The organism is Actinoplanes sp. NPDC048796 (assembly GCF_040650035.1).
GTDB lineage: Bacteria > Actinomycetota > Actinomycetes > Mycobacteriales > Micromonosporaceae > Actinoplanes.
The window spans coordinates 106,449-126,809 of sequence record NZ_JBEZGO010000014.1; the positions used below are offsets into that span (position 1 = coordinate 106,449).

The following is a 20,361-nucleotide window of genomic DNA, read 5'->3' on the forward strand; positions in this document are numbered from 1 at the left end:
AACCGCCTCATGACAGGGAGACCGGGGTCTTGGTGTCGGCGAAGACGTTGCCGGTGAAGGTGTTGCCGGGGCCGCCCGCGTCGAAGTGCGCGATCGGGCCGTACTGGCCGACCTTCGGGAAGACGTCCTTGCCGAACGTGTTGTTCTCGATCCGGATGTTGCTGGACTGGCCGTGGTCGCCCTCGCCGCCGTACACCGTGTAGGCGCCGCCGGCCAGGTAGTTGTCGACGATCAGGGCGTTGCGGGCCACGCCGAAGTCCTGGAACAGCGCGATGGCCGACGTCTGCAGCTCGTCGTTGATGATCGTGTTGTGCCGGATCGTCAGGGAGGCGCCGGACGGCGGCCCCTCGGTCGACTGGATCATGTCGACGTGGTCGCCGTCGAACACCTGGGGCGAGTGCAGGTAGCAGTCCTCGATGAGGCCGCGGTTGGTGGCGACGCCGTCGGCGATGCGTGAGATCTCGGTACGTTTCACCGTGATGTGCCCGCCGATGTTGTAGATGCCCTGGTGCATGCTGTCGGTGCCGTTGCCGCGGATCTCGCTGTCCATCACCACCAGGTTGCTGGCGCCGGCGGTCTGCACGATGCCCCAGTCGGCCTTGGCGCTGTTCGTCACCCGGGTGTTCGAGATGACGACGTTGCTGGCCTGGACCGTGATGACGCCGGTGACGTCGAGCGCGTTGAGGACCGTGCCGTTCTTGGTCACCGTGATGTCGCCCCGGGCCTTGAGTTTCACTCCCGGCCGGACGCCGGTGTTTCCGGCGTTGGGGAAGGCCGACGGGCGCGCGGCGGGCGGCGCCGCCGGCTTCGCCGACGTCGGGGCGGGTGCCGCCTTGCTGCTGGCCGCGGCGCTCGAGGGCGGTACGGACTTGCTCGGCGACGGTGGCAGGGAACTGGGCGCGGTCGACGGCGGGGTCGACGGCACCGTGGACGGCGCGGTCACCGGGCCGGTGGCGGGGGACTGCCCGCCGGCGACGCCGGTGGTCTGCGGCGGCTCAGGCCGGGTGCCGATCACGACGAGCGCGGTCACCACCGCGACGGCGAGGGCGCCGGCCAGAATGATCAGGCCCCGCTTCGGCTCGCGGAGGTGACTGCCAGGGTCGGTGGTCATCGTGCTCCCTCATCGATGCGGTACGCGTCTCGCGGAACCCTAGCCTCGGACGGTGATCAAATGGGGTGGTCAATGTGTCACTCATTGGCGAATCACCGCCGGTGACCAGGCATCCTGCACCAGTACGCGAGGCTTGCCCGATCCGTCCGCCGGCACGGCCCACACGTCGCTGGTCGCCGCGCCGCTGTCGTTGGTCCGCGGCAGGCCGTACAGGACGGTGCCGTCGTCGAGCCACTCGGCCTGGTCGTCGACGCTGCGCGTCTCGGCCAGCACGGTCTCCTGGCCGGTCCGCAGGTCGTAGACGGCCAGCCGCCACTCGCCGTTCGGCAGGTCGCCGTGCTTCTTGAAGGCGATCCGGGTGCGGTCGGGGGAGAGCGAGGGGCATTCCACGTCCGTACGGAGGGAATCGAGCCGTTGCCCGGACAGGCTCCCCTTGACCAGCCACGTCTTGCCGCCGGAGGCGGCGGTCGCGTAGAAGGCGTCGTCGTCGGCGAACGTCACGCCCCACAGGTTGCGGTCGGCCGCCGTGATCCGCTTGCCGTCCACGTACAACGTGAAGTTCTCGAGGTCGGCCGACTTCCTGTCGCCGATGCGGGTGACCAGCGTGCGCGTCGAGAACTGGCCGACGGTGGCGTAGGAGTCGCCGTAGACGAAGGTGGTGGTGACGGCCAGCGTGCCGTCGCGGGAGAGCCGGACGCGGCTGGGCAGACCGGTCAGCGGCAGGTCGCCGGCGTCCTTCCAGTCGTCGCCGAGAATCTGCGCCTTGTACGTGTTCGTGATGCCGCGCCGGGCCGACAGGCACACCGAGCGCCCCGCCGCCGAGTAGGCCCGCTCGCAGGACACGCCGGTGAGCGCGCGCGGACCGCCGGGATCGCTGAGCGGCACCACCGCCAGCTTGCCGTACCCGTTGCCCAGGGCCGTGTTGCGGAACAGCAGATGCGGCCCGGCCATGGCCGTGGTGAGGTCGGAGACCGGCACGGCCGGGGCCGCCTTGGCCTCCGACGCCTGCTCACGCTGGACCCGGAACACGTAGACACCGGCCGCGGCGAGGGCGAGCACGACGATGCCGGCCAGCACGGCCACCCTGACGCGAGTGTTCACGCCGTGGCCTCACTGGGCCGTAGCAGCATCCAGGCGGCCGGGAGGGCGGCGGCCAGCAGCACGCCGACGATCAGCAGCGCGTTGCCGCGGCCGACCAGTACCCACAGGCTGCCGAAGGCGAGGGCCGAGACGAAGCGGGAGAGGGCGACGACGGTCTGCGCGGCCGCGATGCCGCTGCCCCGGGTCTGTTCGCTGACCAGGCGGCTGACCAGAGCCGGCAGCACGCCGTCGGTGGCCGCGTAGTACGTGCCGAGCAGCAGCAGGACCAGAACGGTGGTGGCGATGCCGCCGAACTGGCCGCCGGCCGCGAGGTAGGCCGCGAGCAGCGCGACGTGACCGCCGACGAAGACCCGGGCCCGGCCGATCCGGTCGGCCAGGCGGCCCAGCGGCAGCGCGAACGCCAGGTAGGCGACGTTCGTGCCGACGTACAGCAGCGGGAACAGGCTCGCGGTGAGGTCGTCGCGCTGCTGGATGGCGAGGTAGAGGAAGCCGTCGCCGACCGTCAGCACACCCAGGATCGCGGTGGCGATCAGCGGCTTGCGCAGGCCCCTGCCGGCCAGCTCGCGGAAGACCACGCGCAGGCCGGTGCGGGCCGCGGCGGCGTGAGTGCGCATGTTCGGCACGAACAGCAGCAGGATGGCCAGGCCGACGATGGCGAAGGCGAAGGAGACGACGAAGACCGAGTCGTAACTGCCCGGAACCATGGCGAGCAGGGCGAAAGCCACCAGGGGGCCGAGCACGGCGCCGATGGTGTCGAGCGTGCGGTGCACGCCGAACGCCCGGCCGAGCTGCGCCGGGTCGCTCGAGGCGGCGATGAGCGCGTCGCGGGGCGCCGTGCGCAGGCCCTTGCCGAGCCGGTCGGCCGAGATGACCGAGACGATGGTGGCGAATCCGTGCGCCGGGAGCAGGGCGACGCGGCTCAGGGCGGAGACGCCGTAGCCGAGGACAGCGATCCATTTGGGGTGCCCGTTGCGGTCGGCCGCGTAGCCGCCGCCGATCCGGACGACGGCGCTCACGCCCTGGTAGAGGCCGTCCACGAAGCCGTACGCCAGGTAGCCGAGGCCGACCTGGGTGGTCAGGTAGAGCGGCAGAACCGCGGCGACCATCTCCGAGGAGACGTCGGTGAACATGCTGACCACGCCGAGGAGCACCACGGTCGTCGCCACCCGTCCGGCGGTGCGGCCCGGCTGGGCCCCCGGCCGGTCGCGTACCGAGACGTACACGAATTGCCCTGCCTTTCCATTGCCAGATTGCTCCACCACCCTTTCGCATAACCGGGGGTCGGCGGCAGTCGGCCGTCCGGTCGAGGCTGAACAGCCGACGGTCCGTCCACGGTGACCGTCCGGCGTGTCCTTGGGCGGGGATCCGACACAGGGTGGTGCCGATCGACCGGCCCCGGAATACTGCCAGCGTGATCAGCGTGGTTGTCCCGGCGCACAACGAGGCGCCCGTCATCGGCCGGCTGTTGCGGTCGCTCGTGTCCGGCGCGCGGCCCGGCGAGATGCAGGTGGTGGTGGTGCCCAACGGGTGCACCGACGACACCGCGGCGGTGGCCGGGGCCTTCGGCCCGCCCGTCGAGGTGGTCGACCTTCCGCAGCCGGGCAAGTACGCCGCGATGCGGGCCGGTGACGACCGCGCCACCGGCAGTGAGGTGGTCTACCTCGACGCCGACGTGGAGATGACCGCCGACGACATCCGCCGGCTGGCCGAGGCGCTGCGCGAGCCGGGCGTGCTGGCGGCCGCGCCCGAGCGGGTCGTGCCCACCGGCCGGTCGTCCTGGCCGGTGCGGTGGTACTACGACGTCTGGCAGCGGCTTCCGGTGGTGCGCGAGGGCCTGTTCGGCCGGGGCGTCATCGCGGTGACCGGCGAGGCCCGCGAGCGGCTGCGGACGGTGCCCGACGTGATGGGCGACGACCTGGCCGCCTCGGTCGCGTTCACCGCCGCCGAGCGCCGGATCGTGCCCGGCTCGAGGGTCGTCGTGCATCCGCCGCGCACCCTGGGCGACCTGATCCGCCGGCGGGTCCGGTCGGTCACCGCCACCACGCAACTCCAGCAGGCCCTGCCGGACGCGGTGGACGAGGCCCGTACCACCAAAGCCGATCTGATCGGGATCGTCCGGGCGAATCCCTTGGCCGCGCCCAAACTGGCCGTTTTCCTGGCCGTCACGCTCGTCACCCGGCGCCGCGCCAAGCGGGCGGTGCGCGCCGGCGACTTCACCACCTGGCTCCGAGACGAAAGCAGCAGGACAGCATGAGAGTCGCGGTAGTAGTAGTCACCTACAACAGCGCCGCGGTGCTGCCGGGCCTGCTGCGCTCCCTCGACGAGGGTCTGAGCGGCCTCGACTGGGGCCTCTACGTGGCCGACAACAACTCGGCCGACGACTGTGTCGCGATCGCCCGTGAGCTCGTGCCGAATTGCCACATCGAGCAGACGGGACGCAACGCCGGATACGCGGCCGCCTTCAACGCGGCGCTGCGCGTCGCCGATCCGTACGACGCCGTCCTCATCCTCAACCCCGACGTCCGTCTCACGCCCGGGTCGGTCGCCAGGCTCGCGGCCCGGCTGGCCAAGCCCGACGTCGGCATCGCGGTGCCGCGCATTCTCGGCGAGGACGGCCACGTGGCGTACTCGCTGCGCCGCGAGCCGACCGTGCGCCGCGCCCTGGGCGAGGCCGTGCTGGGCCAGCGGGCGGGCCGTTTCCCGGCGCTGGGCGAGACGGTGCTCGACCGCGAGGCGTACTTCACCGACGGCACGGCCGACTGGGCGACCGGCGCCGTGATGCTGATGTCGCGCGCCTGCCTCGAGGCCTGCGGTCCGTGGGAGGAGCGGTTCTTCCTCTATTCCGAGGAAACCGAATTCGCCCTGCGCGCCCGGGATCGTGGTTTCGTGACCGAGTTGGTGGCCGATGCCGAGGTTGTCCATATCGGAGGCGAGTCGCGGGTGTCGCCGGCCTTGTGGAGCCTGCTGACGGTCAACCGGGTCAGGCTCTACCGAATGCGGCATTCCGCGCCGGCGGCCGCGCTGTACTGGTCGGCCGTTTTCCTCCGGGAGGCGTCCCGAGCTGCGCTGGGCCATCAGCGGAGCCGTCGCGCGGTCACCGCGCTGGTCCGCCCGGCCACCTTGCCATTCCCACCTTCGAATTGAGTAAGAAACAGCTGAGAAACGTCTTACTCTTAGCGTTCCGCTCGTAATTTCTTTCACTCCTTTCTGGGGAGAAATGCGTGCACGGAACACTTAGGCGCGTTTTCGGGATCGCTCTGCCGGTCGTGGTCTCGCTGGCCGGGCTGGCCGCCCCGGCCGGCGCGGCGACGACCCCCAAACCCGCTTCCCTACCCGATCCGACAGCCCGCGGACCGTACGGTCACCAGGTCATCCAGGAGGCCAAGTTCGGCCTCGCGACCATCCAGGAGCCCAACTCCGACGGCGCGGCGCCCACGGCGGGCACGTCGCAGGCGCCGATGGACGTCGAGATTCGCGGCCAGCTCTCCATGCCCGACTGGAAGAAGCGCACCCAGCCGTCCCCGCTGATCGTGCTGGTGCACGGCAACCACGGCTCCTGCGACTCCGGTCAGGACTCCGCCACAGCGACGTGCGCGCAGTACAAGCACAACGAGAGCGGCTACGCCTACCTGGCCGAGAACCTGGCCACGTGGGGCTACACCACGTTCTCCATCTCGCAGGACCAGCTGATGATGCGGCAGGACAACAACAAGGGCAAAGGCATGCACAACCGCCGCATGCTCCTGTCGGCCGCCCTCGACGCCATCACCGCCGCCAACAAGGCCAAGGGCCTGCCGGTCGACGAGCACACCACTGTCGGCAAGGCGCTGGCCGGTCACCTCGACCTGACCCGCATCGGCCTGATGGGCCACTCGCGCGGCGGCGACGCGGTCACCAACTTCCTCGACTACAACCGCATCCGTACGGACGGCCCGCGCTACCCGATCAACGGCGTCATCTCGCTGGCGCCGACCGACTACGAGCGCAAGGCGCCGTACGGCCTGCCGTTCATGACGATCCTGCCGATGTGCGACGGCGACGTCTCCAACCTGATGGGCGCGCGGGAGTTCGAGCGTTCCCAGTACGTCAACCCCGGCGACCCGTTCCCGCGGATCCAGGTGCAGCAGCTCGGCGCCATCCACAACTGGTACAACTCGGTCTGGTACGCCGACGGCGGCGCCGACGGGCAGGCGAACAACGACGCCGCGTGCGGCAACTCGGCCCCGTTCGCGACCAACAACATCCACCCGAAGAATCTGCGGCTCAGCGGCGCCGGCAGCTACACCGACCCGGCCCGGAACTACGCGATCGACAACTCCGACCCGCTCAACCCCGCGAAGAACACCAAAATCTCGGGTGACCCGGCGCGGATGGGCGACCAGGAGAAGCTCGGCCTGGCCACGATGGCCGCGTTCTTCCGGCGCTACATCGGCGGCGAGGGCGCCTTCGAGCCGTACATGACCGGCGAGCTGTCGAACACCTCGTCGAAGCTCCAGGTGCCGGCCGGCGCCTGCCCCACCAGCCCGTCGGGGACCGCGATCCCGTGCGAGGAGCGGGTCAACACCACCTATTTCGCCGGCGCCGGCTCCCGGGTCGACCTGATCCGTCCCGAGACGGAGAATCCGCTGACGCTCAACGCGCTCGGCGGTTCCCTGGCCGGGCAGGGCTTCGCCGACCCGTACGCCCAAGCGGCCGGTGTGACCACCAAGCCGGCGGCGACCTCGCAGGGCTTCGACTGGTGCAACCCGGAGCCGCAGGACTTCGCGCCGGCCCAGCTCGGCAAGACCGGCCTGCCGCCGGCCGCCAAGCAGTGCCCGCTGCCGGCCGCGACCGCGCTCGGCGGCCAGAACGGCACCCGGGAGAACGCGCCGATCAACCACTCGTACGGCCGTCAGCTCACCCTCGCCTGGGAGCAGGGCTCGGCCGCCAAGCTGACCGCGCGGATCCCGGCCGCCTCGAAGAACATGAAGGGCCTGGAGGCGCTGGCGCTCGACGCCGCGGTGAACTTCTTCGACACCCGCAACCCGGGCGCGGACAACCGCGGTGACAACACTCGTGACACGACGGTGAACGGCACCGCCGCCGGCCCGGTGTGGCCCAACGAGAAGCCCACCTCGTACGACCCGGCCTCGACCACCCAGAACTTCGTCATCGCGCTGAAGGACACGGCCGGCCGTGAGGCCGTCGTCGCGGCCGGCGACCCGCGCTGGGGCAACGCCCTGCACATGTCGACCGGTACGAACACCCCGAACACGCACATCGTGCTCGACCAGATCCGGGTGCCGCTGAGCGAGTTCGCCCGGCAGGGCCTCGACGTGGGCTCGCTGGCCTCGCTGGAGCTGCGCTTCGGCACCGGCGCGATGCCCACATCGGGCTCGATCCAGCTGGCCGACGTGCGCTTCCAGGAGAGCGCCTCCGGCGCGCAGATCCTCTCGGACGGTGTCAGCAAGGCGAACGGCGCCGGCTACGGGCGCTACAACCTCGGTGGTACGACGCCGGCGGCCACCCTGGCCGCGTACGACAACTCGCCCGGCAACGTCGCGCTGAAGGACAGCGGCACCGTCTGGACCGTCGACGACGACCGCCAGCAGTGCCCGAACGCGCAGTTCACGTCGGTCCAGACGGCCGTCGACCACGCGTCGCCGTGGGACACCGTCGTTGTCTGCCAAGGCACCTACCAGGAGTCGTCGACCCCGGTGAACCACGCCTCCAACCCGGTGCAGGCCGGGGCGAAGAACGGTCTCACCATCACCAAGCCGCTCAAAATCAAGGGAGCCGGCGCCGACAAGGTGGTCATCGAGCCCGACCAGTCGCTGACGACCCTGGCCGGCGACCAGCCGTACCTGCGCGACGGCGGCGGCAACGTCATCACGGTGTCGCGGCAGTCGCTCGGCTCGACCGACACCAATGAGATGTTCGTCGACATCTCCGGCGTCACGGTCACACCGGGCAAAGTGGAGGCCGAGGCCGGTGTCGCCTATTTCGGCGCGGCCGGTCGCCTGAGCAACAGCGTCGTCAAGGGCGGCGGCTGGGGAGTCGTCAAAACCGGAGTGATTCAGGGATCCGGCCCGTCGACGGTCGAGAGCGAACTCACCGTCACCGGCAGCGTCGTCACCGGCGGCGTCCTCTTCGACGGAGCGCGCGGAAAGGACGGCGCCCCGGAGAACACGGTCCGTAGCGGTATCCGCAACCACGGCTACGTGAGCCGGACGGTCGTCACCGGACCCGTGAAGTTCACCTACGGAGCCGACGGTTTCGTGAAGGACAGCCGGGTCACCGGTGGTGTGGTCCTGACCGACGCCGGCACGGTGAGTACTCCCAAGCCGCGCCGTCTGCCGACGGGTGTGGGCAAGGTGGCCGACGCCCGCCCGGCGGCCGCGATCGTCGACGCCGCGCACCCGCTGGTGCGGGCCACCGACGACTTCGGGGTACGGTCGGTGACGCTCCTGGCCGACGGGGTCAAGGTGGGGACCACATCCGTTTCCCCGTACGCGTTCTCGTGGACACCCCCGGCTCGGTACGCCGGCCGTAAGGTGACCCTGCGGGCCGTGGTCACCGACTCCTCCGGCCACGTCGGGGTGTCCGCGCCGTCGACGATGACGGTCCCCCGGCGGTAGGTTCGCTGAACTTCGTTCGACGAGGAGGGCCCGCCGTACGGCGGGCCCTCTTTCGCTGTCTCGGCCATCGTCCGAAGGTGTGAGAGCGCGGTCCGAAACGTCGAATCCGTAGTGACCATTCTGAAAGAGGCGTCTGCCGTACGGTCGGAGTAAACGGAAGCCTCCGCGCGAATCGCCCGTAACGGCGAGTCAGCAACCCGTCATACCTTCCCGTGGGTGGATCGTCCTCAGTAGCCTCAGCGTCGGCCACGCAAAAAACGTTGGCGGGCACCCTGTTCCAGCCCGCCGGTCGCCCTGCCTCCGGAAGGACGCCATGACGTCAGCACCAGCGAGATACGTCCACCTCGACGGCGAGACGATCGACCTGACCAATCGGCTTCTCGCGCTCGCGTCGCGCGGATTGCCCACGATGTACCGCACCGAAACGGACGAGTTCGCGTTCACTCGAGTATTCACCGCCGAAAATGGCGCGGTGAGTGCGCATTTGTCCGGAACGAGCCTGCGCTACGCCGCGATCGTGGCGCTCGGCGTCGCCTGGCTCCCGGCCGACCAGGTACCCGCCCTGCTCGGCGGCCACGACCTGGAGAAGTACGTGGCGCTGCTCGTCGACCGGCAGGCGACGAGCACCAACCTCGGCGACATCGCGCTCGTCGCCTGGGCCGCCGCCCAGATCGGGCACCCGCGGCTGCCCGAGGCGCTGGAGCGGCTGCGGGCCTTCGACCGGCGCACCGCCGCCGAGTACGTGGTGGAGGCGTCCTGGGTCGTCGCCGCGCTCGCCACCGCCCGCAAGCAGGCCGATGTGGAGGACCACCTCGCGCAGGCCCGCCGGCGGCTTCTCGACAGCGTCCGGCCCGGCAGCCCGCTGTTCCCGCACGCGACCGGCCCCGGCCTCGTCAAGCCCTACCGCGACCACGTCGCCTGCTTCGCCGACCAGGTCTACCCGATCCAGGCGCTGGCCCGGCTGCACCACTCGGCCGACGGCGGCGACGCCGAGGCCCTGCGGGCGGCCCGCACCACGGCCGACCAGATCTGCCGCCTCCAGGGCCCGGACGGCCAGTGGTGGTGGCACTACGACGCCCGCACCGGCGAGGTCGTCGAGGGCTACCCGGTCTACACCGTCCACCAGCACGCGATGGGCCCGATGGCGCTGCTCGACCTGGCCGAGGCGGCCGGCGGCATCAGCGACTTCGACGAGCCGATCCGCAAGGGCCTGCTGTGGCTGCTCGGCCCGGCCGAGCTCGGCGACACGGAGAACCCGATGCTGCTCGACGACGAGGGCCTTACGGTCCGGAAGGTCTTCCGTGGCGATCCGCGCAAAATCGTGCGCGCGGCCCACACGGTCACGACCCGGGCCAAGTCGGGTCTGAAGCTCTCGGTCATCGACCGGGTCTACAAGCCGCTCTCGCTCGACCGCGAGTGCCGGCCGTACGAGTTCGGCTGGCTCTACTTCGCCTGGCTCGCCTCCGTGGAGGTTCCGGCGGAAGGGATCGCGCGATGAGCACCACGGCCACCAGCTCCGAGGCGCGCCGCGACCTGTTCGGCATGCCGCTGGACGCGCTCACCCTGGAGGAGACCGTCCAGCGCTGCCTCGACTCGGTCGGCAAGGGCGAACTGCTGGAGGTCGGCGTCGTCAACGCCGCCAAAATCGTCAAGATGCGCGGCGACGAGGCCCTGCGCGACGCGGTGACCGGCTGCGGTCTCATCGTCGCCGACGGCCAGTCGGTGGTCTGGGCCAGCAAGGTGCTGCGCCGGCCGCTGCCCGAGCGGGTCGCCGGCATCGACCTGTTCCAGCGGCTCATGTACATGGCGGAGCTGCGCGGCCACTCGGTCTACTTCCTCGGCGCCAAGCCCGACGTCCTCGAGACCATGGTCGAGCGGATCCGCAAGCAGCACCCGAAACTGAAGATCGCCGGCTACCGCGACGGCTATTACGCCGCCGAGGAGTCGGAGGCGGTGGCCGACGGCATCAAGGCCAGCGGGGCCGACCTGCTCTTCCTCGGCATGACCTCACCCAAGAAGGAGGTCTTCGTCGCCACCCACGGCGCCCGCACCGGCGCCAAGGTCGTGCACGGCGTCGGCGGCTCCTTCGACGTGCTGGCCGGTGTGGTCAAGCGCGCGCCGGCCGCCTGGCAACGGGTGGGCTGCGAATGGCTTTACCGGGCACTGCAGGAGCCGCGCCGTCTCGGCCGCCGCTACCTGACCACCAACGTGGCCTTCGTCGGGCTCGTCGCCCGCGAGTGGGTACGGACCGCGCGTACGCCGGCCGCCGAGCGCAACTGAAGGGGAAAGCACCATGCGAGTTGTCATCGCCGGTCAGGGCTACGTGGGACTGCCGCTGGCCGTCCGCGCGGCCGAGGTCGGTCACGAGGTCGTCGGCTTCGACGTCGACACCGTCCGCGTCGGCCGTCTCGTCGAGGGGGAGTCGTACGTCGAGGACATCCCGGCCGAGCGGCTGCGAGCCGTGCTGGCCGGCGGGAAGTACCGGCCCAGCACCGATCCGGCCGACTGCGCCGGCTTCGACATCGCGGTCATCACGGTGCCGACGCCGCTGCGCGACGGTGCGCCCGACCTGTCGTACGTCGAAGCCTGCTCCGAGATGCTCGGCGGGCACCTGCGCCCCGGAGCGCTGGTCGTGCTGGAGTCGACCACCTACCCGGGCACGACCGAGGAGGTCGTCCTGCCGATCCTGGAGAAGGAGTCCGGCCTGACCGCCGGCACCGACTTCCAGCTCGGCTTCAGCCCCGAGCGGATCGACCCGGGCAACCAGAACTGGAACCTGGTCAACACGCCGAAGGTCGTCTCCGGCCTCGACGAGGCGTCGCTCAAGCGGGTCAAGGAGTTCTACGACAGCGTCGTGGAGACCACCGTGACCGTCTCCTCGATGCGCGAGGCCGAGCTGGCCAAGCTCATCGAGAACACGTTCCGGCACGTGAACATCGCGCTGGTGAACGAGATCGCGATGATCTCGCACGACCTCGGCATCGACGTGTGGCAGGCGATCGACGCGGCCTCGACCAAGCCGTTCGGCTTCATGCGGTTCACGCCGGGCCCCGGCGTCGGCGGTCACTGCCTGCCGATCGACCCGTCCTACCTGTCGTGGCGGGTGCAGCGGGCCCTGGGCCAGAGCTTCCGCTTCGTCGACCTGGCCAACGACATCAACAACCACATGCCCGACTACGTGGTGCGCCGGCTCATGGAGGCGCTCAACCGCCGCCAGCGCTCGGTCTCCGGCAGCCGGATCCTGCTGCTGGGCCTGGCGTACAAGAAGAACACCGGCGACGCCCGGGAATCGCCCGCGGTCCGCGTCGTGCAGCTGCTGCGCCAGATGGGGGCGGAGGTCCGGGTGGCCGACCCGCACGTGGTCGAGGCCGTGCACGGCGCCGACGACCTCACCATGGTCACGGCCGACGCCGAGGAGGTGCGGGCGGCCGACGCGGTGGTGCTGCTGGCCGACCACGACGAGTTCGACTACGACATGATCGGCCGCGAGGCCTCGTGCCTGCTCGACACCCGCCGCCGGCTGTCCGGTGACACGGTCGAGGTGATCTGATGCCGCGGATCATCTGTGTGGCCGGGGCCCGGCCCAACTTCATGAAGGTCAAGCCGGTGATGGACGCGCTCGAGGCGCGCGGCGCCGAGGTGGTGCTGGTGCACACCGGCCAGCACTACGACGCCGCGATGAACGACGTGTTCTTCACCGATCTGGGGCTGCGCAAGCCGGACCGCCACCTCGGCACCGGTTCGGGCAGCCACGCCGAGCAGACGGCCCGGGTGATGCTCGCCTTCGAGCCGCTGGTCGACGAGCTCGAGCCGGACGCGGTGGTGGTGGTCGGCGACGTCACCTCGACGCTGGCCTGCGCGCTGGTGGCGGCCAAGGCCGGCATCACCGTGGCCCACGTCGAGGCGGGCCTGCGCAGCCGCGACTGGAGCATGCCGGAGGAGGTCAACCGGCTGGCCACCGACCGGCTCAGCGACCTGCTGTTCGCCCCGTCGCCGGACGGCGTCGACAACCTGCGGGCCGAGGGCTACCACTCCGACCAGATCCACCTCGCCGGCAACGTCATGATCGACACGTTGCACGCGAACCTGGACCGGGCGCTCGGCTCGGACGCGCTGCACCGGCACGGGCTCACCCCGGGCGGGTACGCGCTGGCGACCCTGCACCGGCCGGCCAACGTGGACTCGCCCGAGATCCTGGGCGCGCTGCTGGGCGCCTTCGGCGAGGTGGCCAGGGAACTGCCGGTGATCCTGCCGGTGCACCCGCGCACGGCCGCCCGCCTCGAGACGGCCGGCCTGCCCGAGGGCATCCGGCTGATCCCGCCGGCCGGCTACCTCGACTTCATCGCCCTGCAGGCGTCGGCCCGCCTGGTGCTGACCGACTCCGGCGGCATCCAGGAGGAGACCACGGCGCTCGGCGTGCCCTGCCTGACCACGCGCGACTCGACCGAGCGCCCGATCACCCTGACCGAGGGCACGAACATCCTCGTGGGCCGCGATCCGGAGCTCATCGTGGCCACGGCCCGCCGGGTCCTGGCCGACCCGCCGGCCAAGAGGGCCCCGGCCCTCTGGGACGGCCACGCCGGCGACCGCATCGCCGACGTGCTGCTCGCACACCTGGCCGCGCCGGTCCGGCTGCGCCCGACCGACGCCCGGGACACGGCGGTCGGCACGCCCGCCTGACTGGCAAGGGAAACGGCCCGGCCCCCGCGAGGGGGACCGGGCCGCTTTTCTCTGTCGTCCTCAGTACGCGCCTGAGCTGCGGGCCACGGCGCTGACCGTGCGGGCCAGGATGGCCAGGTCCATGGAGAGGGACCAGTTCTCGACGTACGTGAGGTCGAGCCGGATCGACTCCTCCCAGGACAGGTCGGAGCGGCCGGAGACCTGCCACAGGCCGGTCAGGCCGGGCTTGACCACGAGCCGGCGCAGCATGTCGGACGGGTAGCCGGCCACCTCACGGGCCAGCGGCGGGCGGGGGCCGACCAGCGACATGTCGCCCTTGAGGACGTTGAACAGCTGGGGCAGCTCGTCGATGGAGAAGCGGCGCAGCCACCGGCCGATCGGGGTGATCCGCGGGTCCTTGCGCATCTTGAAGAGCTCGCCGTCGGTGTCGTTGAGGTTGCGCAGCTCGATGAGGCGGGCCTCGGCGTTCACCACCATGGTGCGGAACTTGTACAGGGTGAACAGCTGACCGTCCTTGCCGACGCGCTCCTGGCGGAAGATGGCCGGCCCGCGCCCGCGGGGGTCGAACGCCACCATGGCCGCCACCACGGCCAGCACCGGGGAGGCGAGCAGCAGCAGCACGAAGGCGCCGACGCGGTCGAAGGCGGCCTTGACGAGCCGGGCGCTGCCCTTGAGCCGCGGGTGTTCGACGTGCAGCATCGGCAGGCCGTCGACCGGGCGGATCGTCGTGCGGTCGCCCGCCACGTCGACCAGGGTGCTGGCCACGATGAGGTCGACGTCGTCGCGTTCGAGCTGCCAGGCCAGGCGCCGCAGGGCCGGGCCGTCGATCTCGGGGCAGGAGAGGACGACCACGGTGTCCGCGTCGGAGCGGGCGACCGCGGCGGCCACGCCGTCGAAGGTGCCGTAGACGGGTGGGAGACCGAGCACGAAGCCGCCGCGGCTCGGGCCGGGGGGCAGGCAGGCCCCGATGACGTCGAGGCCGTGGTGGCGCTCTCGGCCCAGCCGGCGGGCCATGTCGGCGACCGCCCGCTCGTGGCCGACCAGGATGACCCGGTGCAGGTGCCGGCCGCGGGCCCAGGTGCGGTGCAGGAGCTGCCGCAGCGCGAATCGGCAGGCGAGGCTGACGGCCACCGCCAGGGGCATCGCGATAATGACGTAACCGCGGGCCAAACGCAGGTCGAAGGAGAACGAAACAATGGCCAGGACCGCGGTCAGCGCCAATCCGGAACGAAATACCCGGGCGTACTCGTCGGTGCCGACGAACAGGTGACGTGGCTCATACGCCCGGTTGAGCGTGAGGCAGGCCAGCCACGCCACAGGAATGAGAAATGTCAATAGAAAATAGCCGGTGGCGAAGGGGTCGCGGTTCGGCGTGCCGAAGCGCAGCAGCAACGCCGAGTTCGCGGCGGCCAGTCCCACGGCGAAGTCGATGAGGTAGAGGGCCAGCACGTACTTGTTCTGCCACCCGCTGCGGGCCCGGCCCGCTCGGGGACGGCCGTTGAGCTGCGGAACTCTGTCACTGAGGTCAAGGGTCGACACTGAATCGACTGTCTGCACTCCGTGCCTCCGTCATCGACTTTCATCTATCCATGGTCCGGACCTCGACGTATCGGACATGCCGGACACGCGGCGCTGCGGGTTACCCGCCGGACACACACGAGAAAGAATTTCGAACGGACGGCCGTTCGCGCTACGCCTTTCCGTGTGAGTCCGATGACGGTTCGGATGAGGGTGCCGAAGAAACGCGGTCCAAAGTGGTCACATCGGACTATCTTCGGTTCTCGTCGTGCATCGCCGCACACCGCCGCGGAAATGCGCGCCACATACCAACCGCATGGCCCCCGGTCAATCGTCCGGCGGGGATGGTTGAATGTCTTGAACCCGACGCAGGGTTGCGGTGAATTCCCGGCACTCGTCGTATCGCGGCAGCAGCCCCGCCGCCCGTGCCTCGGCCAGCGTCGGCGCCGCCGCGTCCTTCGGCGAGAGCAGCGGCGTGCCGGCCGGCCAGTCGATGCCGAGCTCGTCGTCGAGCGGGTGCACGCCGTGCTCGTGGCCGGGACGGTAGGTGGCCGAGCACAGGTAGGCGACTGTCGCGTCGTCGGTCAGCGCGCAGAACGCGTGGCCCAGACCCTCGGCCAGATAGACCGCGCGGCGCTCGACGTCGTCGAGCGGCACGGCCTCCCAGGCGCCGAAGGTGGGCGAGCCGACCCGCAGGTCGACCACCACGTCCAGGACCGAGCCCGACACGCACGTCAGGTATTTCGCCTGCCCCGGTGGCACGTCGGCGAAGTGGACGCCGCGCACGACGTCGCGCGCCGAGGTGGAGAGGTTGGCCTGCCTCAGATCCAGCGCGTGACCCACGGCCTCGGCCAGGCGGTCGAAGCGGTACCACTCGAGGAACGTGCCACGGTCGTCGCCGTGCTGCACGGGGGTGACCTCCCACGCGCCCTCGATGCTCAAGGGGCGGATCTTCACCGGGGACCTCCCATGTCCAGCAGGCGTTCAAGATACTGGCCGTAGCCGCTCTTGAGAAGCGGCTGGGCCAGCTCACGCAACCGGGTGTCGCCGATGAAACCCAGCCGCCACGCGGCCTCCTCGACGCAGCCGATTTTCAGGCCCTGCCGCTCCTCGATGACCCGTACGTACTCCGAGGCCTGGACCATCGACTGGAAGGTGCCGGTGTCGAGCCAGACGGTGCCCCGGTCGAGCACTGTGACGTCCAGCCGGCCCTGGCGCAGGTACTCCTCGTTGACGGCGGTGATCTCGAGTTCGCCGCGCGCGCTGGGCTCGAGCTTCTCGGCGATGCGCACCACGTCGGCGTCGTAGAAGTAGAGCCCGGGTACGACGTACGTGGACTTGGGTTTCTCGGGTTTCTCCTCGATCGAGAGGACCTTGCCCGCCTCGTCGAACTCGACGACGCCGTAGCGCTCCGGGTCGGCCACCGGATAGGCGAAGACGCGGCCACCCGCGGGCTCGGCGAAGCGGGTGAGCTGACGGCCGAGGCCGACGCCGTGGAAGATGTTGTCGCCCAGGATCAGCGCCACCGGTTCGTCGCCGACGAAGTCGGCCCCGATGCGGAAGGCCTGTGCGATGCCCTCGGGGCGCGGCTGCACCGCGTACGTCAGCGACAGGCCGAACTGGGAGCCGTCGCCGAGCAACCGCTCGAAGTGCGGCTGGTCCTCGGGCGTCGTGATGATCATGATCTCCCGGATCCCGGCCGACACCAGGGTGGTCAGCGGGTAGTAGATCATGGGTTTGTCGAAGATCGGCATGAGCTGCTTGGACATGGCCATGGTGATGGGCCAGAGACGTGAGCCGGTTCCCCCGGCGAGCAGAATTCCTCGCACCCGCGCAGGTTACGCAGAGTGCGGCGCACGTCTACACTCGCCAGCCGTGCACATTTTCGTGACCGGTGGTGCCGGTTTCATCGGATCGGAGTACGTCCGCGCCGTCCTTCAGGACGAATACGCCGACGTCACCGTGCTCGACCTCCTGTCCTATTCGGGCAATCGGGCCAATCTGCCGGTGTCGCATGAGCGACTCCGCTTCGTCCAGGGCGATATCGGCGACGCCGCGCTGCTTCGCGAACTTCTGCCCGGACACGACGCGATCGTCCATTTCGCGGCCGAGTCCCATGTGGACCGCTCGATTCAGAGCGCCACGCCGTTCGTCACCACCAACGTGCTGGGCACGCAGGTGCTGCTCGACGAGGCCCGGCATGCCGGAGTCGGGCGGTTCCTGCACGTTTCGACCGACGAGGTGTACGGGTCGATCGACGAGGGCTCGTGGACCGAGACCTGGCCGCTGGCGCCGAACTCGCCGTACGCCGCCTCCAAGGCCGGCTCCGACCTGATGGCCCTGGCCGCCCACCGCACGCACGGCATGGACGTGGTGGTGACCCGCTGCTCCAACAACTACGGCCACTACCAGTTCCCGGAAAAGGTCATCCCGCTGTTCGTCACGAATCTGCTCGACGGCAAGCAGGTTCCCCTGTACGGCGACGGCGGCAACGTCCGGGACTGGCTGCACGTCTCCGACCATGTCCGCGGCATCCAGCTCGCCCTGACCAAGGGCCGCGCGGGCGAGGTCTACAACATCGGCGGCGGCACCGAGCTGTCCAACCGTTCGCTGACGCAGATGCTGCTGGACGCCTGCGGCGCCGGGTGGGACATGGTCCGCCCGGTCGAGGACCGCAAGGGCCACGACCGCCGCTACTCGCTCGACATCACCAAAATCTCCGAGGAGCTGGGGTACGCGCCGGCGGTCACCCTCGAGGCCGGCCTGGCCGCGACGGTCGAGTGGTACCGGTCGAACCGCGAGTGGTGGGAGCCGCTCAAGGCCCGGGCCGGCCTCTGATGCGCTGGCTCGTCACCGGCGCCGGCGGCATGCTCGGCCGCGACCTGGTCCTCGCTCTGCGCGAAGCCGGTCAGACGGAGGTCGTCGCCGCGACCCGGGCTTCGCTCGACATCGCCGACGAGGCGGCCGTGCGCCAGGCGGTCGAGGGCGCTGACGTGGTCCTCAACGCCGCCGCCTGGACCGACGTCGACGGCGCGGAGGCGAACGAGGAGGCGGCCACCGCGGTCAACGGGCACGCGGTAGCGGTGCTGGCCGCGGCCGCCGGCAAGCGCCTCATCCACGTCTCGACCGACTACGTCTTCGACGGTACGGCCACCTCGCCGTACCCCGAGGACGCCGGTGCGGCCCCGGTGAACGCCTACGGCCGGAGCAAGGCCGTGGGGGAGCGGGCGGTCCTGGCCGCCGGCGGCTCCGTCGTGCGCACGGCCTGGCTCTACGGCGAACACGGCAACAACTTCGTGCGGACGATGCTGCGCCTGGCCCGCGAACGCGACACCGTCGACGTGGTGGACGACCAGACCGGGCCGCCCACCTGGTCGTACGCCCTGGCCCGGCAGTTGGTCGCCCTGGGCCGGTCGCCGGCGGCGCCCGGCGTCTACCACGGCACGGCGGCCGGCTCGACCACCTGGTTCGGGCTGGCTCAGGCGGTCTTCGCCGAGGCCGGTCACGACCCTTCCCGCGTACGGCCGACGACGAGCGACCGCTTCGTCCGCCCGGCCAAGCGCCCGTCCTACAGCGTCCTCGGCCACGCCCGCTGGGCCGAGACCGGCGTGGCCCCGCTGCCCGAATGGCGCCCGATGCTCCAGGAGGCGATGCCGTCCCTGCTGCGCTGACCCCGCCCGGCATGACCGAGATCGACCATGGCACGCCGGGAGCGTACCGGCGCTTCTCGCTGCCGGTGGGTTCCGGCCGGCCGCCCGGCTTGCCAGAATGCCGGTATGGACGATGAGGAACGGATCGGCCGGCGCGCCTTCTTCGGGCGGGTGCTGCTCGCGGCGGGCGGCGTCGCCACGGTGCTCACCCTCTCCGGCTGCCCCGGCGGCGACGGGGACGACGACGATGACGACGGCGACGACGGGGACGACGACTGACCGGCTGTCAGGCCGTCGCCGCGGATTTCGGTCACGGGCCGGGACGGCGATCGCGCCCCGGCCCGCGTGACGGATCACAGCCAGATGTTGTCGTGCTCCAGATAGAAGGCTGCCTTCTCCTCGTCGCTCATCTCGTCCAGATGGGCCAGCCCCTCGAAGTAGCCCTCCCGGGGCGCGCCCGGTGAGAAGTGCAGCAGCATCGAGACCGGGGCGCCGGAACGGTTCTTGAAGGCGTGCACGCCGCCCGGTGGCACGTGCACGTAGTCGCCCGGCGACGCCTCGATCCAGCGTTCGCCGTTGTAGATGCTCATGACGCCGTTGAGAATGTAGAAACTCTCGGCCAGCGTGTGATGGAAATGCGGGTCGGGGCCGGTGACGCCGGGACCGCACTCCCAGCGGTAGAGGCCGAACAGGCCGTTGGTCGAGGCACCGGTGGACAGATAGTGCACGCGGGTGCCGTTCGTCGGATAGACGAGCTCCGGGGCGGTGCCGTCCGGGCGGTAGGTCGCGCTGACCTCGCCCTTGTCCCCGTGATACAGCGGCGGAGGATACGTCATGACCTGATTGTCCCCCGTCGATCAGCGCAGCGCGGGGAAGACGATGCCGGCGATCAGCGCGCCGGTGAGCGTCCCGGCGACGACCTGGGCCGGGGTGTGCGCGGTGAGCCGCACGCGGGACCAGCCGATCAGGGGCAGCAGCAGGGCGCTGAGCAGCGCCCACGGCCCGTACACGACGACCAGGACGGCGACCGTGCCGGCGGCGACACCGGCGTGGATGGACATCTTCCAGAACGCGGTGACGGCACCGAAGACCAGCAGGCCGGCCACGCCGGCGATCATCAGCGCGAGCAGCGACCGGGGCGCCCCGAGCAGAATCAGCGCGGTCAGCCCGACGGCCACCGAGCCCACCCCGAACAGCAGGGGCGCGCGGCGGTGGGCGCGCTCGGGGATGTGATGGTCGGCCCAGTCGCCGCGTCGCACGCCCCGGAAGACGTACGCCATGGGAATGCCCGCCGTGAAGACGGCCGCCGGCACACCCCACCACCCGCCCACCACCAGCAGAAGGGCGGTGACAAGCACCGCCGGGGCGAAGACTTCGGTAATCACACGGGCCAGCGTCTCGGTCCCCGAACGGGCGCCTTGTTGCAGTGTCACCCGCAGAACGATAGGTCCCGCCCGTGCCCGGTACGCCGAAACCATGACCAACCACACCGCGCGCAGCCCGTCCGGGCCTCTACCCCCTCCGGTGGCCGGCGACCAGCGGCCCCCGGCACCCGAGTCCTTTTGCCAGCGTGTCGATGCCGGTGCCGGGCAGATCGATTCGGGTGGTCTGGGTGTGATGTCGACGGTGATCGTGCCGAAGGAATCGGGATGCTGTAGCGCGTCATCGATTACCGCCAGAGACG

Annotated in this window: 18 protein-coding genes; 10 read left to right on the plus strand and 8 right to left on the minus strand. The window is 70.6% G+C overall.

Annotated elements, in window-relative coordinates:
* Window positions 1-7: 7 nt before the first annotated feature.
* From AB0C26_RS38225 to AB0C26_RS38235, 3 genes are all read right to left on the minus strand, one after another.
* Entirely contained in the window at window positions 8-1,111 is a 1,104-nt protein-coding gene (locus AB0C26_RS38225) for a hypothetical protein (RefSeq protein WP_360257869.1), read from the minus strand.
* Between the two features lie 81 nt (window positions 1,112-1,192).
* A complete protein-coding gene (locus AB0C26_RS38230) occupies window positions 1,193-2,212 on the minus strand; it encodes a hypothetical protein (protein ID WP_360257871.1) in 1,020 nt (339 codons plus the stop codon).
* Window positions 2,209-3,435 carry an MFS transporter gene (locus tag AB0C26_RS38235; RefSeq protein WP_360257873.1) on the minus strand — a complete coding sequence of 409 codons (1,227 nt, stop codon included), beginning with the start codon at window positions 3,433-3,435 and terminating at the stop codon, window positions 2,209-2,211. The genes AB0C26_RS38230 and AB0C26_RS38235 overlap by 4 nt, the downstream gene beginning before the upstream one ends.
* Before the next feature lie 188 nt (window positions 3,436-3,623).
* Here AB0C26_RS38235 and AB0C26_RS38240 point away from each other — a divergent pair, with 188 nt between their 5' ends.
* From AB0C26_RS38240 to wecB, 7 genes are all read left to right on the plus strand, one after another.
* On the plus strand, window positions 3,624-4,466 hold the full coding sequence (locus AB0C26_RS38240) for a glycosyltransferase (protein ID WP_360257875.1): 843 nt from the start codon (window positions 3,624-3,626) through the stop codon (window positions 4,464-4,466).
* Window positions 4,463-5,356 carry a glycosyltransferase family 2 protein gene (locus AB0C26_RS38245; RefSeq protein WP_360257878.1) on the plus strand — a complete coding sequence of 298 codons (894 nt, stop codon included), beginning with the start codon at window positions 4,463-4,465 and terminating at the stop codon, window positions 5,354-5,356. Before AB0C26_RS38240 ends, AB0C26_RS38245 begins: the two co-directional genes overlap by 4 nt.
* Before the next feature lie 77 nt (window positions 5,357-5,433).
* Window positions 5,434-8,829: an Ig-like domain-containing protein gene (locus tag AB0C26_RS38250; protein WP_360257880.1), complete on the plus strand. Its 3,396-nt coding sequence runs from the start codon at window positions 5,434-5,436 to the stop codon at window positions 8,827-8,829.
* Between the two features lie 313 nt (window positions 8,830-9,142).
* Window positions 9,143-10,327 carry a hypothetical protein gene (locus AB0C26_RS38255; protein WP_360257882.1) on the plus strand — a complete coding sequence of 395 codons (1,185 nt, stop codon included), beginning with the start codon at window positions 9,143-9,145 and terminating at the stop codon, window positions 10,325-10,327.
* Window positions 10,324-11,109 (plus strand): WecB/TagA/CpsF family glycosyltransferase, encoded by a 786-nt coding sequence (locus AB0C26_RS38260; protein ID WP_360257885.1) that lies wholly within the window; start codon window positions 10,324-10,326, stop codon window positions 11,107-11,109. Before AB0C26_RS38255 ends, AB0C26_RS38260 begins: the two co-directional genes overlap by 4 nt.
* 13 nt (window positions 11,110-11,122) lie before the next feature.
* The gene (locus AB0C26_RS38265; RefSeq protein WP_360257887.1) at window positions 11,123-12,379 is read left to right on the plus strand and encodes a nucleotide sugar dehydrogenase; all 1,257 of its coding nucleotides are present in this window, start codon (window positions 11,123-11,125) and stop codon (window positions 12,377-12,379) included.
* Window positions 12,379-13,509, plus strand: a complete 1,131-nt coding sequence (gene wecB, locus AB0C26_RS38270; RefSeq protein WP_360257889.1) for a non-hydrolyzing UDP-N-acetylglucosamine 2-epimerase — start codon at window positions 12,379-12,381, stop codon at window positions 13,507-13,509. Before AB0C26_RS38265 ends, wecB begins: the two co-directional genes overlap by 1 nt.
* A gap of 60 nt (window positions 13,510-13,569) precedes the next feature.
* Here wecB and AB0C26_RS38275 read toward each other — a convergent pair whose 3' ends face one another.
* From AB0C26_RS38275 to rfbA, 3 genes are all read right to left on the minus strand, one after another.
* The gene (locus AB0C26_RS38275; protein ID WP_360257891.1) at window positions 13,570-15,048 is read right to left on the minus strand and encodes a sugar transferase; all 1,479 of its coding nucleotides are present in this window, start codon (window positions 15,046-15,048) and stop codon (window positions 13,570-13,572) included.
* A 306-nt stretch (window positions 15,049-15,354) separates the two neighbouring features.
* The gene (locus AB0C26_RS38280) at window positions 15,355-15,984 is read right to left on the minus strand and encodes a dTDP-4-dehydrorhamnose 3,5-epimerase family protein (RefSeq protein WP_360257893.1); all 630 of its coding nucleotides are present in this window, start codon (window positions 15,982-15,984) and stop codon (window positions 15,355-15,357) included.
* Window positions 15,981-16,856 (minus strand): glucose-1-phosphate thymidylyltransferase RfbA, encoded by an 876-nt coding sequence (rfbA, locus tag AB0C26_RS38285; RefSeq protein WP_360257896.1) that lies wholly within the window; start codon window positions 16,854-16,856, stop codon window positions 15,981-15,983. Before rfbA ends, AB0C26_RS38280 begins: the two co-directional genes overlap by 4 nt.
* A gap of 46 nt (window positions 16,857-16,902) precedes the next feature.
* Here rfbA and rfbB point away from each other — a divergent pair, with 46 nt between their 5' ends.
* The 3 genes from rfbB to AB0C26_RS38300 all read left to right on the plus strand — a co-directional run bounded on the left by rfbB (window position 16,903) and on the right by AB0C26_RS38300 (window position 18,956).
* Complete coding sequence (gene rfbB / locus AB0C26_RS38290; protein ID WP_360257898.1) at window positions 16,903-17,865, plus strand: dTDP-glucose 4,6-dehydratase; 963 nt, start codon at window positions 16,903-16,905, stop codon at window positions 17,863-17,865.
* Entirely contained in the window at window positions 17,865-18,698 is an 834-nt protein-coding gene (gene rfbD / locus AB0C26_RS38295) for a dTDP-4-dehydrorhamnose reductase (RefSeq protein ID WP_360257900.1), read from the plus strand. Before rfbB ends, rfbD begins: the two co-directional genes overlap by 1 nt.
* A 105-nt stretch (window positions 18,699-18,803) precedes the next feature.
* Complete coding sequence (locus AB0C26_RS38300; protein WP_360257902.1) at window positions 18,804-18,956, plus strand: hypothetical protein; 153 nt, start codon at window positions 18,804-18,806, stop codon at window positions 18,954-18,956.
* 74 nt (window positions 18,957-19,030) lie between these two features.
* On the opposite strand, the gene AB0C26_RS38305 is transcribed toward AB0C26_RS38300, so the two are convergent.
* The gene (locus AB0C26_RS38305) at window positions 19,031-19,513 is read right to left on the minus strand and encodes a cupin domain-containing protein (RefSeq protein WP_360257904.1); all 483 of its coding nucleotides are present in this window, start codon (window positions 19,511-19,513) and stop codon (window positions 19,031-19,033) included.
* A gap of 21 nt (window positions 19,514-19,534) precedes the next feature.
* Entirely contained in the window at window positions 19,535-20,062 is a 528-nt protein-coding gene (locus AB0C26_RS38310; protein WP_360257907.1) for a phosphoesterase PA-phosphatase, read from the minus strand.
* Window positions 20,063-20,361 lie beyond the last annotated feature (299 nt).

Excerpts from the sequence above, each read along its gene's own strand:
- AB0C26_RS38255 (WP_360257882.1), top strand. The coding sequence starts at position 9,143 with ATGACGTCAGCACCAGCGAGATACGTCCACCTCGACGGCGAGACGATC.
- rfbD (WP_360257900.1), top strand. The coding sequence starts at position 17,865 with ATGCGCTGGCTCGTCACCGGCGCCGGCGGCATGCTCGGCCGCGACCTG.
- wecB (WP_360257889.1), top strand. The coding sequence starts at position 12,379 with ATGCCGCGGATCATCTGTGTGGCCGGGGCCCGGCCCAACTTCATGAAG.
- AB0C26_RS38300 (WP_360257902.1), top strand. The coding sequence starts at position 18,804 with ATGGACGATGAGGAACGGATCGGCCGGCGCGCCTTCTTCGGGCGGGTG.
- AB0C26_RS38225 (WP_360257869.1), bottom strand. The coding sequence starts at position 1,111 with ATGACCACCGACCCTGGCAGTCACCTCCGCGAGCCGAAGCGGGGCCTG.
- AB0C26_RS38260 (WP_360257885.1), top strand. The coding sequence starts at position 10,324 with ATGAGCACCACGGCCACCAGCTCCGAGGCGCGCCGCGACCTGTTCGGC.
- AB0C26_RS38305 (WP_360257904.1), bottom strand. The coding sequence starts at position 19,513 with ATGACGTATCCTCCGCCGCTGTATCACGGGGACAAGGGCGAGGTCAGC.
- AB0C26_RS38265 (WP_360257887.1), top strand. The coding sequence starts at position 11,123 with ATGCGAGTTGTCATCGCCGGTCAGGGCTACGTGGGACTGCCGCTGGCC.
- AB0C26_RS38245 (WP_360257878.1), top strand. The coding sequence starts at position 4,463 with ATGAGAGTCGCGGTAGTAGTAGTCACCTACAACAGCGCCGCGGTGCTG.